A 14,386-nucleotide genomic window follows, 5' to 3' on the forward strand; every position below is an offset into this window, starting at 1 on the left:
TTTATCCGCGAGACGGTCTTCCAGACCCCCCATATCTATAATCTCCCGCGAATGAACTCCCCTCTGTTTCAGACTTTTCCTGCGCAATAAATACGAGCTTTCCGGTTCCGGAGGCTGGTTGTTGCCTATTCAGTTTGTCTCGCCGCATGACATATGCATACGAGACTACCCAAATGACGCTTACCGCAATTCAACCGCTGAATATTCAAACCATCAGCTCCTGCCGATTGTTCTTCAATATCCATCAAGCCCTGGGCGTCGATCCTGCCGAACACTATATGGTCGATGCCGAGGCTTTGCCCGATGAGCATTTTCGGGTTGCCAGGCTCGTCCTTCAGCACTTGCTTGGCGGGAATACGAGCTTCTCGAATAGCAGCCCTGCGCACCCGAAGTCGCCGCAGGGGCAGAAGCTGTTTCTGGTCTACCAAAGCGAAAAGGCCTGGAAGCTGTACGCCGATGCAATGGAGACGCCTCTGTCTGAGGTAACGCCCTGGCAGGTGCATCAGTTTTTTGCACGAATTGCCTGGCTCGATGAGTCCACGGTCACTACCGACACGGCCAGGGCGCAGCTAGAGGATTACTTGTATGGACTTCGCTCTTACAAGAGCGCGGATGTTGTACTTAGCCTCAAGGACTATCCCGAACTGGGCAGGTTATTAACATCCGTGCCAGAAGACCTGCGTCTGTGGATGGTGCAGTTCAAGCGTGGGGCTCGCTTGATGTCTGTCGGGGAGTGGATAGCGCGCAGTTCCGGGCGCTCACTTTATAACGGCATCTCTGCATCAAGAGGCGAGAAGGCCCGGCGCGCGTTGAGTGTGTGTTGTGACGTCATCGCGGCACTGATCCCGCCTGGCGAATACCGCGACAGAGCTTTATGGGCTGCGATTGAAGAGAAGCTGGCAACGATCGAAGTATGGTGGCTGCTTGAGTTCTATCTGAAAGCGGGTTCGCAGATTGCTTCGCCGTGTGAAGGTTTGCAGCTCGACTTCCTGACGCCTACACCCTCCGCCAGCCGTGCCGAGTTTTATCGCAAGGTGGTGGCTTATGCCGCTAACCCCGATGACGAAGCCTGGTTGTCCCTGGCCATCGCCAATGCGAAGGGGGCGCCCGGCATGCGTGCGCTCTCGCTGGGGACCGAGTTGCACTGCAAATATTCAGGCCTGGCGTTCGAGTCAGCCATCGCACTGGCCGCACTGCTGTTGCAGTCGCAGTTGCAATCGAGTCGTGTACTGGACGATTCACTGCCAACCTGCCGTGGACTGAATGAGCATGTCTCACCTCTGGACACCTGGAGCACAGTGCACAATGTCGACGATCTGTTTCAGCAACTGGGTATTGGCTTGTTGTGCAGGCTGGATGGCGATGCACGGGTCCTGCGCTGGAGGCCTTCGCAAACCTGGCATGCGCTGATCCAGACCGCCCGCTTCAAATCCATCTTTGCTCCGCTGCTCAACAGCATGCAGTGGTACGGAGCCCTGACACACGAACAGGCCTCGCCTCTGGTGACTCAGGCGCTGGCGGGCCGTGCCGTGGTCGATTACTTCCTTGGTGCAACCCGGACTTTTACCGAGCCACTGGCAAAGACACTTCGCGGTGCGTGGGTCTGTGAATACAGCCATGTGCAGCTTTGCGCAAAGGTCCGGGCCGATATCAAGGCGCGCCAGCCCGGCGTGTCACCCCCCGTCCTTGAGATGCTTTTTTACCTGCTGGTGCGCGAGGCGATGCCTGAGTTGTTGGTGGAAGGCGTCCCCGATCACCTTCAATACGGGCGATCTCTGCAAAGCGTGGCTTTGATCCATGGCGTTGCTCTGCTTGAAAGCATGCGGCCGGGCCATTCCCTTGCGCCCCAATATGATGCTCTGGTCGGGATCAGCGCAGAGCTGACCCAATCAAGCGATGCCAATGTCCATGCCCTGTGGGCAAGAACGCTGGCTATTCCGGCTCTGCGATATGCCATTGCCCATGGCGGTATTGAATGGTCGGGTGCTGACAATCTGGATCAGGCAAGCGCTGCGCAAATCAGCCAGGCCCTGAGCTACTTCAAGGCACAGCAGGAACTGCATGCCTCTGAGCTGAATGATTTGCTGAGCGCCAGGCCGCCGGATCGCAAGCGTCTTGCCGAGCAAATGCTGACCGAGGCAAATGTCGATCGCCGGATCTGGCCGCTCTCCATCAAGGTTCACGGCTGGCCAATCCTGCAGGAGCACGGTTTCACAATCGCGAATTCCTACTCTATCGATCGCTTGCTGGCTGCCGGGCGTCCGCAGGCTTCCGTGCTGGAGCTGGTGATGATGGGAGAGGCGTATATAAAGGGCAAACCGACGATTCCCGAGGCCTACGCCAGCGCGTTCGACTCATTCCAGCGAGAGCTGACCCGTGCTGAAGCCAGGGTCATGGCCCGGTTGCTGGCCGAGATGCAGGTTACAGATCGCACAGCACTGCTGAACTCGACCTGCGAAGTGAGCCGTGTGGCGTTTGGTGCAGAAGAGGGTGTTCACGGGCTTTTCGTTCGTTGCCAGCCGGGCGATCATCGAGCTGATTTCCACGATCATAAGGCCGAAGAGGTTTTCTATGAGTTGATCCCGGCTGGCGGTGTGGTCCGTAAAGTCGCTCAGCGTTTCCAGTACAAGATCGAGCCTGACAGAGGCTTCAGCGGAAATATCGTAGAAACCGTCGAGAAGAGAGAGCGCAATGCCGCCAAGGCTGCCAAGGCGCTGGTCACGCCATTATTGCCCTTGGATGGCGATGCTTATCTGAAGGGGACTGCCTCACGTTCCTCGGCTGTTTACCATCATCCCCGTCAGGGAGTGCTGGTTCCTTGCGCTGAACTCATTCATCTGCCCGGAGGTAGTGAGCAGGCCAGGCTCGAAGCCTTTGTACTGGTTGCTGCGAGCCATTTGTTTACCCGTTTTCTGGAGGGAAGCAGGGTTGAACATGAACATGTTACCCAGTGGGAGCAACTGTGGGCCAAAGAGCGCGAATATGCCGACATCACGGCCCGTCTGCTCATTCCTTTCTATGGCTGTGCCACTGATCTGGCCCATGGTGAGCATTCTGCCGGTGTCATCGTCGGGTGTGTGATGGAGGTGGCTTTTGCACTGATTCCGGCCGGTCAATTCGCCGGCTCTACGGCCAGGATTGTCATGAAGGCCGGTGAGATGAGCGTTCTGTCAGTGTTTAAGCTGACGGGTAAAGCGGTGGCCCGTCTGGTCGCAGGGCTGGCAGAGCAAAGTGCATTGTTTGTCGTGCGCGATGTGGGCAAGTTCGCACTGAAGGTTGGCAGGCTTGGATGGTCGAGACTGCTGGAGCAAGTGCCTTCACTGAAAAAGGTCTTTGCTTCGCAAGCCTTTCTGGAAAGCGGAATCACCCTCGACAAGGGCATGTACCGAATCGCGGACAGCGCGGAGCACCCTTGGCGCCCCAAGGTTAAAGCACAGGATAAGCGGGCTGTTGTCGATGGCCGGTCCGACGTGGTCGTGCGTAATGTCGGGACCCTGCAGGAGCCGGATTTCAGGTTGCTCGATCCTGAGTCCGATGCAGTGTTCGGGAAAAGGCTGACATCTGTTTCAAAAAACCGTCCGCTGGAGTTTTCAATATCGTCCGCCGACGAGGGCATTGGCCCAGGCCACTATCCGGTCGTGTTGCCGGTGACGTCGCAGGTGGGTGGCTTTTCTGAACTGCGTATTGCCCCAAACTATGCTGTACAGGTCATCGAAAGAGAGGAGGGTGTGTTCGATATTCTGGTCGATGGCGAGGTTTATCATCTGAATGCTGGCGCTACGGATGCTGCGATGCGCAAGCTTGCGGCCAGCAAGCTCTCCTCCCATGCAGACTGGCTGAGTGAAATCGAAAACCTGTGCAGGCCTCGTCGCAACCTGGAGTCGGTGCCCTGCGCGACAGGTGTAAAGCTGGTAACACCGACGCCAGAGCCCTTGAGGCCGGGGTCAACCTCTCCCAAGCGAACCGGCAAATACCCGAGCCATGCCATGGATGCCCGTGAGTTCACTCTGGCCACACTGACCACAGGCGCTGGAGAAACCTCGCAAAGCCTCGATGTCTTTGTCTATGAAGGGAAGTTTTGCAAATGGGCCGAGTCGTCTGAAGCAGGGCCATCGACTTCGGCGCAGGCACCGGCACCGGCAGGCAAAGTGGTCGTGCCTCTTTCCGAGGAGGAGCGGGAGCTTTTCTCATTACCTGAAGCACCGGTATACCTGCCGGAGCTGGATGGGATCTTGTCGGCTGAGGGTAAATTGGGTGTACCTCCAAATTACGCCCCCGAAGATACTGCCTTCGTTTATGAGTTTGCCCCGGTTATTGAATTCGGGGCCATAGCCCAAGGGGTCAGCGATACTCGGGCCTTGCGCGGTATGCGCCTCAACCTTGCGGATAAAGAGTGGATTTTCGTCGAGCCTGACACGGGTGCGTTCTATAAGACCCGAGCCCCCACCAGTAATCGCATTGAGTTGAAGTTCGCTCGCGTTACTGATGTCGACGAGATCAATGAGTTCATCCGGGTATCGGAGAAATACCGATTGGTGCGGGAGCGTCCGAATATAGAGACGGATCGGGAAAATATCGCACGTCTGCTCTTTGATCTGCTCGATGAGTCTGAACGGGATGCGTGGAAAGTTTCCTGGACCCCGCAGATCGCTTCTTATGATGACTATGCGCGGTGGTGTATTGCCAATGGGCAGGAAAATGCACTTCTGGGGTTTGCCAGTGAGATTCTTGCAGGCGAAGAAATCCAGAAGAAATTCGTGGAACTTGCCAAACAGTGCATTCCCGACTTCATGAAGATTGCCCAGAGAAGCGTGCCTGAAAAGCAGCATATCCTGGAAGTTCTCAACAGGCTTTTGCCGGTAGCGGGCTCGAAAGGCAAATGGGTAGAGCTGAATATGCAGAGCATCATTACCCCCAAGGCTACCAAAGCGATTCTGAGCCAGATCAAGGGTGCCAATCTTTCCTTTGCCCAGGTTTATACCGAGTCCGGGGAGCGGGTCGTGTATTACGCGCTTTCTGGTGGAGAGAAAGCCAGAGGCCTTAAATTACGGATCGATTCTGCTGAAACGACCGAGCAGATCTTTGACGGGGTCATATTCCGCGATGCCCGTGCCCGAATGGCAAGCCGCCAGCCTGATCCCCGCTTTACCAGCCTGCCGGTGGTCAGGGATGCCGCTCGCACTGTGATTCGGGATTTCAGCCGTGACCTTGATGCGGAGCGATTGATCGCAACCGTGCTGAAAGAGGATATGGCGACGACGCGCCTGACTCATATCAGGTTCTTTACCGTGCTCGATACCTGCCGATCCTGTGGTGGATTCGTACTGCCTCGCTTGAAGCTGGATTTTCCTGACGCCCTGTTTTCCGTGACCTACCTGAAAAATTACACCTTTTCGTAACGGCTTCTGACCTGTGCGGTGTGCCTGGCACACCGCGCAGCAGCACCATGGCGTGTGTTTCTTGACGCTTGAGCCATGCCCGATTGATACGCCAGTGTCCTTTTCTGTTCTTAACGCTGCTAGGCTTGGACCCTGTTTCCCATGACCCAGAACACTTCTGATGCTTGAACGCCTGCTGATCCTGATCGCCCTGACGCTGGCTAGCCAAACGGCCGGTGCGGTCACGATCTATAAAACCGTCGATGCCGATGGCGTCGTTTCGTTTTCCGACCGTCCTGCCGCCGGGGCTTCTGTGGTGGTGTTTCGGGACCGAATGGTCGAACACTTCGAGAAACAGGTGCATTTGAGCGTCAAGAAGGAAAGCGGCATTCACAGCCTCTATGTGCGCAACGATCTGTATGCGCCGGTCGAGGTCGAACTCAAGCTCTCCGGCCTGAGCAACGTGCTCGGCATCAACGGGTCGTCATCAACCATTCGCCGCACGGTGCCTGCACGCAGCAACGAGCGCATGATCGTGCTGAGCCCAAGGCAAGCGGGCAAGGCCATGAACTACGCCTCGATACTGACTTCCACTCTGGGTGATCCGAAGCGGGCTATGCAGGCCTACAAGTATCCTTTGCCGTGGGTGGGCGGGCCGTTTCGCCTGACGCAGGGGCCTGGCGGCAAATATAGCCATTACGGCGCCAAAGGCCGTTACGCGATGGATATCGCCATGCCCGAAGGCACGCCTATCATTGCGGCGCGCTCGGGCACGGTGGTCAAGGTCGAGAACAATCAGACCGGCAGAGGCTCGAACCCGTCAGGCAATTTCGTGCGGATCCTGCACGACGACGGCACCATGGGCGTCTATCTGCACCTGATGCGCGGTTCGGTGAGTGTCAGGGAAGGTCAGCAAGTACACGTTGGCAGCCCGCTGGCGCGGTCTGGCAATACCGGCAACAGCACCGGCCCGCACCTGCATTTCGTTATTCAGCGCAATACCGGACAGGCGCTGGAATCCATTCCCTATGAATTCGCCACGCCGATCCAGAGCCTGCCCAATTTCGCCGTGGGCGGGAATTAGGGCTTCGCGAATAAATTCGCTCCCACGGTAGGAGCGAACGAATGATCAATCGATCTTCAGCACCTTGGCCAATACGATCTTCGGGCCTTTCATCTTCTTGATGATGATGCGCAGGCCTTCGACTTCCATCTGCTCTTCTTCTTCCGGCACCCGCTTCAGGGTTTCGTAGATCAGGCCAGCCAGTGTTTCGGCTTCGATGTGGTCCAGATCGATACCCAGCAGGCGTTCGACCTTGAAGAGTGGCGTGTCGCCACGCACCAGCAGTTTGCCCGGCTGATACGCCAGGATGCCGCGTTCGACCTTGCGGTGTTCATCCTGAATATCGCCGACCAGCACTTCCAGCACGTCTTCCATGGTCAGGTAGCCGATGACTTTGCCGTCGGCCTCTTCGACCAGCGCGAAGTGCGCGCCACCCTTGCGGAACTGCTCCAGCAGTTGCGACAGCGGCATATGCCGTGAAACGCGCTCCAGCGGGCGAATCAGTTCTGCGAGGTTGAAGGATTCCGGAATATGGTCCAGCGCCGCCAGTTCCAGCAGCAGGTCCTTGATGTGCAGCAGGCCGACGAACTCGGAACGCTCTGCATCGTAGACGGGATAACGGCTGAACTTGTGGCGGCGGAACAGAGCCAGGATTTCCTTGAGCGGTGCATTGCAGTCCAGGGAAACCAGATCCTCACGGGAGTTGGCCCAGTCGACGACTTCCAGTTCGCCCATTTCCACCGCCGAAGCCAGCACGCGCATGCCTTGATCGCTCGGGTCCTGGCCTCGGCTGGAGTGCAGGATCAGTTTCAGTTCGTCGCGGCTGTAGCTGTGTTCATGATGCGGGCCGGGCTCGCCCTGACCGGCAATGCGCAGGATGGCGTTGGCGCTGGCGTTGAGCAGGTAGATTGCCGGGTACATCATCCAGTAGAACAGATACAGCGGCACGGCGGTCCACAGCGACAGCAGCTCCGGCTTGCGAATGGCCCAGGATTTGGGGGCCAGTTCGCCGATCACGATATGCAGGTAGGAAATGATGAAGAACGCCGTGAAGAACGACACGCCCTTGATCACCTCGGCGGACTCCACGCCCATGGCTCCTAGCAACGGCTCCAGCAAGTGGGCGAATGCAGGCTCGCCAACCCAGCCCAGGCCGAGGGAGGCGAGGGTAATACCCAGTTGGCAGGCGGACAGGTAAGCATCCAGTTGCCCGTGGACCGTGCGCAGGATGTGGCCGCTCCAGCCGTTTTTCTTGGCGATGGCCTCGACGCGGGTCGAGCGCAGTTTGACCATGGCGAACTCTGCTGCAACGAAGAAGCCGTTGAGCAGGACCAGGAACAAAGCAAAAAGAATCATGCCGAAATCGGCGAAGAGTGAAGCCGTGCTGATACTAGGGGAAGGGTCCATGGTGGGGTTTTGCGGAATCCGTTTTATTCAAAGTAGGGTGGTGCGGCACAGAAAATGGCGCCATGAACGAGGCAATGTAGCGGCTAGAAGCCAGCTTGCCTAGTAGTCTGGATCCCCATCTCCGGGTTTTGCCATCTGGATGGCTGCAAAATGACAGGTGAACACACTGCCCTTGCCTGGCACGCTGTTGATTTCAAGAGTGCCGCGATGGCGCAGCAGTACATGTTTCACGATAGCCAGTCCCAGGCCGGTGCCGCCTGTATTGGATGCACGGCTGGTGTCGACGCGGTAGAACCGCTCGGTCAGGCGCGGCAGATGCTTGGTTTCGATACCGATTCCCGAGTCCTGCACGCTCAGGTGAGCGCCGCGTTCATCGCTCCACCAGCGAATACGGATGTTGCCTTCTGCCGGTGTGTATTTCACAGCATTGAAAATCAGGTTGGAAAACGCACTGCGCAGCTCGGTTTCACTGCCTTTGAGCTGCATGTCGCTTTCGACATCAAGCGTGATCTGATGGTTCTTGCTGGCTGACAAGGCTTTGGCATCGGCCTTGATGGTCTTGAGCAGTGTCACAACTGCCACCGGATGGTTGTCCGAGGGGTAGTCGGTTGCTTCAAGTTTGGCCAGCAGCAGCAAGTCGTTGAGCAGCGTCTGCATGCGTCCCCCTTGCTGATGCATCTGCTGCAATGCCCGGACCCAGCGTGGATTCACCTCATCAACGTTGTCGAGCAGCGTTTCCAGATAGCCGAAGATGACCGTCAGTGGCGTGCGCAGCTCATGGGAAACGTTGGCGACGAAGTCTTTACGCATCTGTTCCAGTTGGTGGATGCGGGTCACATCGCGCACCAGCATCAGGTGCTCGTTGTTGCCATAACGGGTAATCAACAGCTGGATGCGCAAGTGGTCCTTGGTCGGAGAGGGAATTTCCAGCGGTTCGCTGTAGTTGCCCAGCGCGAAGTATTCCTTGAAGCGCGGATGGCGAACCAGGTTGGTGACCGGTTGGCCGCTGTCCTGAGGCGTCTTGAGGCCCAGAAGCGTTTCGGCTGCGCGGTTCCACCATTCCAGGTTGCCCTCGCTGTCGAGCATGATCACCGCGTCCCGAAGCGCCGCAGTGGACTCCTGGACACGGTCGATGACCGCTTGCAGGCGCCCACGCACACGTTGGTCCCGGCGCTGCAAGTGATAGATGCTGTCGAAGACTTCGCCCCACAGGCCATAGCCATCAGGTGGTGGCTCGTCAGTCGCATGATTGCTCAGCCATTCATGCAGGCGCAGCAATTGCTTGAGGGTCCAGGCCAGGTAAAGCCCCAGCCCGATAGCCAGGCTCCAGCCATGTTCGCCGCTTATCAGGCCGACCACCAGGCAGGCGGTAACCAGCAGCAACATATGGCGTATCAGCGTACCGTGCCAGTTACGATTCAATTGAAAGTACATCCTTGACGGGTACACATTGGCGGATGCCCTGTGTCTCTACGAAAACGGCTCTCAGCTTTTGGTGGAAAAGCGATAGCCGGTGCCGCGCACGGTTTGTACCAGATTCTCGTAAGCATCGCCCAAGGCTTTGCGCAGGCGTCGGATATGGACGTCCACGGTACGCTCTTCGACATAGACGTTGCCTCCCCAGACTTGATCCAGCAATTGGCCACGGGTGTAGGCGCGTTCCTGGTGGGTCATGAAGAATTGCAGCAGACGGTATTCGGTAGGTCCCATTTCCGCCGGTTTGCCATCGATGGTTACACGGTGGCTGACCGGGTCTAGCAGCAGACCACCTACTTCTATCGGTGCTTCGCCGTCGCTCGGGCCTGCGCGGCGCAGTACAGCCTTCAGGCGCGCCACCAGCTCGCGGGGCGAGAAGGGTTTGGTGATGTAATCGTCGGCACCGACTTCAAGACCCTGGATCTTGTTGTCCTCTTCGCCCTTGGCCGTCAGCATGATGATCGGGATGTCGCCGGTCAGTTCGTCACGCTTGAGGCGACGTGCCAGCTCGATACCGGATGTGCCGGGCAGCATCCAGTCGAGCAGGATAAGGTCTGGTTTGCGGTCGACGATAATCGCATGGGCCTGTTGGGAGTTCTCGGCCTCCATACAGTCATAGCCGGCCATTTCCAATGCGACGGCGATCATTTCACGAATCGGGGCTTCGTCGTCAACGATCAGGATGCTCCTGCCAGCCATGCTTGAACCTCTTGTCATTTAACTGTCTTGGGGCGCATTAGATAACGGAATTATTGCAGTCGTGTGACATGTTGGAATGAGGCTAGCACGGGGCCGCAAATCAGCGCAGTGCGTAGTCCGCCACAATCCCCAGAAAGATCGCCAGCCCGACCCAGTGGTTATGCAGGAATGCCTTGAAACAGGCATCCCGGTCGCGCAGGCGAGTGCTCCAGTATTCCCGGACAAAGCATCCGGTCGCCACCAACAGGCCTATATAGAAACAAGCCCCCAGCTCGAAGCGTATGCCCGCCAGTACCAGGCAACCCAGCGCCAGCCCCTGAAGTGTCAGGATGATGATGCGGTCGGCATCCCCGAACAGCACGGCGGTGGATTTCACGCCGATCTTCAGGTCATCGTCGCGGTCCACCATGGCGTAGTAAGTGTCGTAGGCCACGGTCCACAGCAGGTTGGCGATGTAGAGCAACCACGCTGCGGCAGGCAATGTGCCGGTTTCTGCCGTGAATGCCATGGGCATTCCCCAGGAGAATGCGGCGCCCAATACCACTTGCGGGTAATAGGTATAACGCTTCATGAACGGATAGCAGGCTGCCAGCGCCAGACCGCCGAACGACAACCAGACAGTCGTCGAGTTGGTCAGCAGGACCAGCAGGAAACTCAGGGTCACCAGGATGGCGAACAAGGCCAGTGCTTCACGGGAGCTGACCTTGCCGCTGACCAGCGGGCGTTGCTCGGTGCGTTTTACATGGCCGTCCACCTTGCGGTCGGCGAAGTCGTTGATGACGCAGCCAGCGGCACGCATCAGAAACACACCCGTCACGAAAATCAGCACATTGGCCAGTGAGGGCGAACCTTCCCCGGCAATCCACAAGGCCCAGAGTGTTGGCCAAAGCAGCAGGTAGACGCCGATGGGCCTGTCGATGCGGGTCAGTTGGATGAAGTCCCAGGCACGAGGGTTCAGGCGATTGAGGGATTTGAGCAGCGACAGGTACATCAGGAGTGTTCCTCGCTCTTGAGCGCGTTCCAGAGGTTGGGCAGGAAAATCTCGGCGACCAGCACGCTCAGCGGGCCACGGCTGAAGCGCGAACGACGCGCCCACAAGTCGCTGGCGACATCCGCCTCGGGCAGCCAGGCTTCGGGGTAGCGACAGACTTGCAGCGGGCCGCGCTCGAAGGCTTTATCGCTGAACAGCAATTCGCCTAACGAACGTGTTCCCAGTTCATCCATATTCAGGCCGCCTTCAAGCAAGGCACTGCGGGCGGCGACACTGCGGGCGAATACCCACTTCTCGCCGCGACCACGCAAATACACTTCACGCACCCAGCCCAGGCTGGCTTCGGGTAGCTCAAGAGCGGCGCATTCGTCTGGGCGCAGCGGCTGCCAGCCTTCAAACAGGAGCGTGACGCTGAAACCGTCTGCGGACAGGCGGTTCAGGCGGCGTGTCAGAGAGTCCTGATTGAACAGCCAGTCGAGAACCTGCGGCCCGGGCACCTCGGTCAGTTGCTCGCGTTTCAGCCAGAGGGTGGTAGGTAATGCTGGGTTTTGCTGGGTCACGGTAAGCCATTATTGGCAGTCATCGAGGAAGGCGAGCTTAGCATGATTGCCGGGCCTGACCGACGACCGGCCGAGCACCTGGCACCACAAACAGGCTTGCATATGCGTGCTATGGCCAGTACAAACCTCGCGAGGATCTGACTCCTGACACCCGGACCGGTGGCAATCGACCGCTGCGCCAGTATTTAGCCTGATAATCGAGGGACCCGAACCATGAAAAAGTGGCAATGCATTGTCTGTGGCCTTATCTACAACGAAGCCGATGGCTGGCCTGATGACGGTATTGCGCCCGGCACTCGCTGGGAAGATGTGCCCGAAGACTGGCTTTGCCCGGATTGCGGTGTCGGCAAGATCGACTTTGAAATGATTGAAATCGCCTGATCCCGGTTGATGCAGGACCGGATTCATCCGTGAAGGCCCCTCCAGCGTCATGACGCTGGATTTTTTGATGAGAGAAGTAATGAGCGCACCTGTCGTTATCATCGGTACCGGCCTTGCTGGCTACAACCTCGCCCGTGAGTTTCGCAAACTGGACGGCGAAACCCCGCTGTTGCTCATTACGGCCGATGATGGCCGCTCCTATTCAAAACCCATGCTGTCCACCGGCTTTGGCAAGAGCAAGGAAGCCGACGAACTGAGCATGGCGCAACCGGGTGCCATGGCGGATCAGCTCAAGGCAGAGGTACGCACCCACACCCGCATCAGCGGCATCGATCCTGGGCATAAGCGGCTATGGATCGGCGAGGAGGCGGTGTATTACCGCGATCTGGTGCTGGCCTGGGGCGCAGAAACCATTCGGGTTCCTGTCGAGGGCGATGCTCAGGACGCCATTTTTCCGATCAACGATCTTGAGGATTACGCCCGTTTCCGTGCAGCGGCAGCAGGCAGGAAGCGGGTCTTGATCCTTGGTGCCGGCCTGATCGGCTGTGAGTTTGCCAACGACCTGATCCTGGGTGGCTATGAGGTCGATCTGGTTGCGCCCTGCGAGCAGGTCATGCCAACCCTGTTGCCTCCCGCTGCTGCGGCTGCCGTGCAGGCGGGGCTTGAAGGCATCGGCGCCCGTTTCCATCTGGGGCCGATCCTTACCCGCCTTCAGCGCAATGAGCAGGGGCTTGAGGCGCATTTGTCCGACGGGCAGGTGATCGCCTGCGATCTGGTCGTCTCGGCCATCGGCCTGCGTCCACGAGTCGATCTGGCCGCTGCTGCGGGTTTGCAGACAGGGCGCGGTGTCGTGGTTGACCGCCACCTGCAAACCACCCACGCCAATATCCATGCGTTGGGCGATTGCGCTGAAGTCGATGGCTTGAACCTGCTTTACGTCATGCCGCTGATGAGCTGCGCCCGTGCCTTGGCGCAAACCCTGGCGGGTACGCCGACCAGCGTCAAATATGGCCCGATGCCCATTACCGTTAAAACCCCGGTTTGTCCTCTGGTGGTTTCTCCTCCACCTCGCGGTACGGAGGGCATCTGGAGTGTCGAAGGGCAAGGCGCCGACATAAAAGCCTTGTGTCATGACGCAGAAGGGCAACTGCTGGGCTATGCGCTGACCGGGGCGGCAGTGATGGAAAAACTGGCTCTGAACAAGACGTTACCCGCGTTATTGGCCTGAATATGGGTCGTTTTGTCGGATAGGTCGCTTTTTTCGTCCTATAAACGTTGCGCATGTACTGGCGCGTGCTTCATCGGCATGCCATTCTCGTTCACGTCTGCCGCTACGTAGAGCCGTCGCGGCACCTTGTCGCTGCTTTGCATAAGCAGTACGGGACATAAAAACAAAAAACCGTAAAGAGGCTTCATACATGCGTAAACCAGATATCGCAGCTGCTATTGCTGAAAAAGCGGACCTCACCAAAGAGCAATCCAACCGCGTCCTCAACGCCATCCTTGAAGAAATCACCGGCGCACTGCACCGCAAGGACAGCGTGACTCTGGTTGGCTTCGGTACATTCCTGCAACGCCATCGCGGTGCCCGCACCGGCAAGAACCCGCAAACGGGAGAACCGGTGAAAATCAAAGCAAGCAATACCGTTGCCTTCAAGCCTGGCAAGGCTCTCAAAGACAGCGTCAATCCATAACACTCACTGCGCGCCTTGGCGGGAGGCGAGCAGTCACCGAAACGGGCACACCCATTGGATGGGGTGCCCGTTTTTTTACGCCTGGACCAACAAGATATGGCCGTACGAGTGGGCTTTTGATTGCGCTCACTGCTTTTGATTGATTGTTAGAAATTTCCTACCGCAAGGTGTTATTTGTCTTTGTTTGCGTAGGAATCTCCTGACTTTTTCCAATGGCTCATTTCCTTAAAGTGCCGCCCCTGCTGCACCTCATTAAAAATGACCCTTGGAATCAAGAATGAAAAAATTATGGATGACTGCTGCCGTTGCAACCCTGATCGCCACAACCAGTGGCTGCGTGAGTTACAACGTGAGCCAGCCGACTGCACCGCTTGAAGGTGTGGTCAAAACGGAACTCAAGGCTGACGTCAAAGTGGGCGACACTATCAGTGGCGAGTCGTCGACCAACATTCTGTTCAACTTCCTGAGCTTTGGTGGCGATAATCGCTACGCGGATGGCGTTGTTTATGGTGGCGCAAGTGGTGGTAGCAGTCTGAGCTTGCCTCTGCCTGACCCGGTTTCGGCAACCAAGGCTGCGGCTGCCTACAAGGCGGTCAAATCGTCCGGTGCCGATCTGATCGTAGCGCCACGCTATGAAGTCAATGTTCAGGACTACTTCATCTTCAAGAAGGTGAATGTGAAGGTCACGGGCAACAAAGGCAGCATCAACAGCATCCGCTGATCTGATTCTGTGCGGT

At 57.6% G+C, this 14,386-nt stretch carries 11 protein-coding genes; 6 read left to right on the forward strand and 5 right to left on the reverse strand.

Annotated features, from left to right (window positions below):
- Window positions 1–173: 173 nt before the first annotated feature.
- Window positions 174–5,399, forward strand: a complete 5,226-nt coding sequence (locus Q6A51_RS04830) for a deaminase domain-containing protein (protein WP_304574232.1) — start codon at window positions 174–176, stop codon at window positions 5,397–5,399.
- Between the two features lie 160 nt (window positions 5,400–5,559).
- Window positions 5,560–6,462, forward strand: coding sequence for a peptidoglycan DD-metalloendopeptidase family protein (locus tag Q6A51_RS04835; protein WP_304574233.1), 903 nt, complete (start codon window positions 5,560–5,562; stop codon window positions 6,460–6,462).
- 45 nt (window positions 6,463–6,507) lie between these two features.
- Here the strand turns inward: Q6A51_RS04835 and Q6A51_RS04840 are convergent, their stop codons facing one another.
- The 5 genes from Q6A51_RS04840 to Q6A51_RS04860 all read right to left on the reverse strand — a co-directional run bounded on the left by Q6A51_RS04840 (window position 6,508) and on the right by Q6A51_RS04860 (window position 11,574).
- Window positions 6,508–7,848: a hemolysin family protein gene (locus Q6A51_RS04840; protein WP_201001244.1), complete on the reverse strand. Its 1,341-nt coding sequence runs from the start codon at window positions 7,846–7,848 to the stop codon at window positions 6,508–6,510.
- Between the two features lie 99 nt (window positions 7,849–7,947).
- Complete coding sequence (gene phoR / locus Q6A51_RS04845; protein ID WP_405046118.1) at window positions 7,948–9,270, reverse strand: phosphate regulon sensor histidine kinase PhoR; 1,323 nt, start codon at window positions 9,268–9,270, stop codon at window positions 7,948–7,950.
- A 63-nt stretch (window positions 9,271–9,333) separates the two neighbouring features.
- Window positions 9,334–10,023: a phosphate regulon transcriptional regulator PhoB gene (phoB, locus tag Q6A51_RS04850; protein ID WP_025262540.1), complete on the reverse strand. Its 690-nt coding sequence runs from the start codon at window positions 10,021–10,023 to the stop codon at window positions 9,334–9,336.
- A 100-nt stretch (window positions 10,024–10,123) separates the two neighbouring features.
- Complete coding sequence (gene ubiA, locus Q6A51_RS04855) at window positions 10,124–11,014, reverse strand: 4-hydroxybenzoate octaprenyltransferase (RefSeq protein ID WP_201019718.1); 891 nt, start codon at window positions 11,012–11,014, stop codon at window positions 10,124–10,126.
- The gene (locus Q6A51_RS04860; RefSeq protein WP_201019717.1) at window positions 11,014–11,574 is read right to left on the reverse strand and encodes a chorismate--pyruvate lyase family protein; all 561 of its coding nucleotides are present in this window, start codon (window positions 11,572–11,574) and stop codon (window positions 11,014–11,016) included. Before Q6A51_RS04860 ends, ubiA begins: the two co-directional genes overlap by 1 nt.
- A gap of 213 nt (window positions 11,575–11,787) precedes the next feature.
- Between Q6A51_RS04860 and Q6A51_RS04865 the strand changes: the two genes are divergently transcribed.
- The 4 genes from Q6A51_RS04865 (at window position 11,788) to Q6A51_RS04880 (ending at window position 14,370) form a co-directional block, all read left to right on the forward strand.
- Complete coding sequence (locus Q6A51_RS04865; protein ID WP_198727897.1) at window positions 11,788–11,955, forward strand: rubredoxin; 168 nt, start codon at window positions 11,788–11,790, stop codon at window positions 11,953–11,955.
- A 79-nt stretch (window positions 11,956–12,034) separates the two neighbouring features.
- Window positions 12,035–13,183 (forward strand): NAD(P)/FAD-dependent oxidoreductase, encoded by a 1,149-nt coding sequence (locus Q6A51_RS04870; protein WP_304574234.1) that lies wholly within the window; start codon window positions 12,035–12,037, stop codon window positions 13,181–13,183.
- A 190-nt stretch (window positions 13,184–13,373) separates the two neighbouring features.
- Window positions 13,374–13,649, forward strand: coding sequence for an HU family DNA-binding protein (locus Q6A51_RS04875; RefSeq protein ID WP_025262535.1), 276 nt, complete (start codon window positions 13,374–13,376; stop codon window positions 13,647–13,649).
- A gap of 277 nt (window positions 13,650–13,926) precedes the next feature.
- On the forward strand, window positions 13,927–14,370 hold the full coding sequence (locus Q6A51_RS04880; protein WP_201019715.1) for a hypothetical protein: 444 nt from the start codon (window positions 13,927–13,929) through the stop codon (window positions 14,368–14,370).
- Window positions 14,371–14,386 lie beyond the last annotated feature (16 nt).

The organism is Pseudomonas serbiensis (assembly GCF_030580745.1).
Classification (GTDB): Bacteria; Pseudomonadota; Gammaproteobacteria; order Pseudomonadales; family Pseudomonadaceae; genus Aquipseudomonas; species Aquipseudomonas serbiensis.

Bases quoted from the DNA above. Each gene is read 5' to 3' on its own strand.
- Q6A51_RS04830 (WP_304574232.1), top strand. From the start codon at position 174: ATGACGCTTACCGCAATTCAACCGCTGAATATTCAAACCATCAGCTCC.
- Q6A51_RS04835 (WP_304574233.1), top strand. From the start codon at position 5,560: ATGCTTGAACGCCTGCTGATCCTGATCGCCCTGACGCTGGCTAGCCAA.
- Q6A51_RS04840 (WP_201001244.1), bottom strand. From the start codon at position 7,848: ATGGACCCTTCCCCTAGTATCAGCACGGCTTCACTCTTCGCCGATTTC.
- phoB (WP_025262540.1), bottom strand. From the start codon at position 10,023: ATGGCTGGCAGGAGCATCCTGATCGTTGACGACGAAGCCCCGATTCGT.
- ubiA (WP_201019718.1), bottom strand. From the start codon at position 11,014: ATGTACCTGTCGCTGCTCAAATCCCTCAATCGCCTGAACCCTCGTGCC.
- Q6A51_RS04865 (WP_198727897.1), top strand. From the start codon at position 11,788: ATGAAAAAGTGGCAATGCATTGTCTGTGGCCTTATCTACAACGAAGCC.
- Q6A51_RS04870 (WP_304574234.1), top strand. From the start codon at position 12,035: ATGAGCGCACCTGTCGTTATCATCGGTACCGGCCTTGCTGGCTACAAC.
- Q6A51_RS04875 (WP_025262535.1), top strand. From the start codon at position 13,374: ATGCGTAAACCAGATATCGCAGCTGCTATTGCTGAAAAAGCGGACCTC.
- Q6A51_RS04880 (WP_201019715.1), top strand. From the start codon at position 13,927: ATGAAAAAATTATGGATGACTGCTGCCGTTGCAACCCTGATCGCCACA.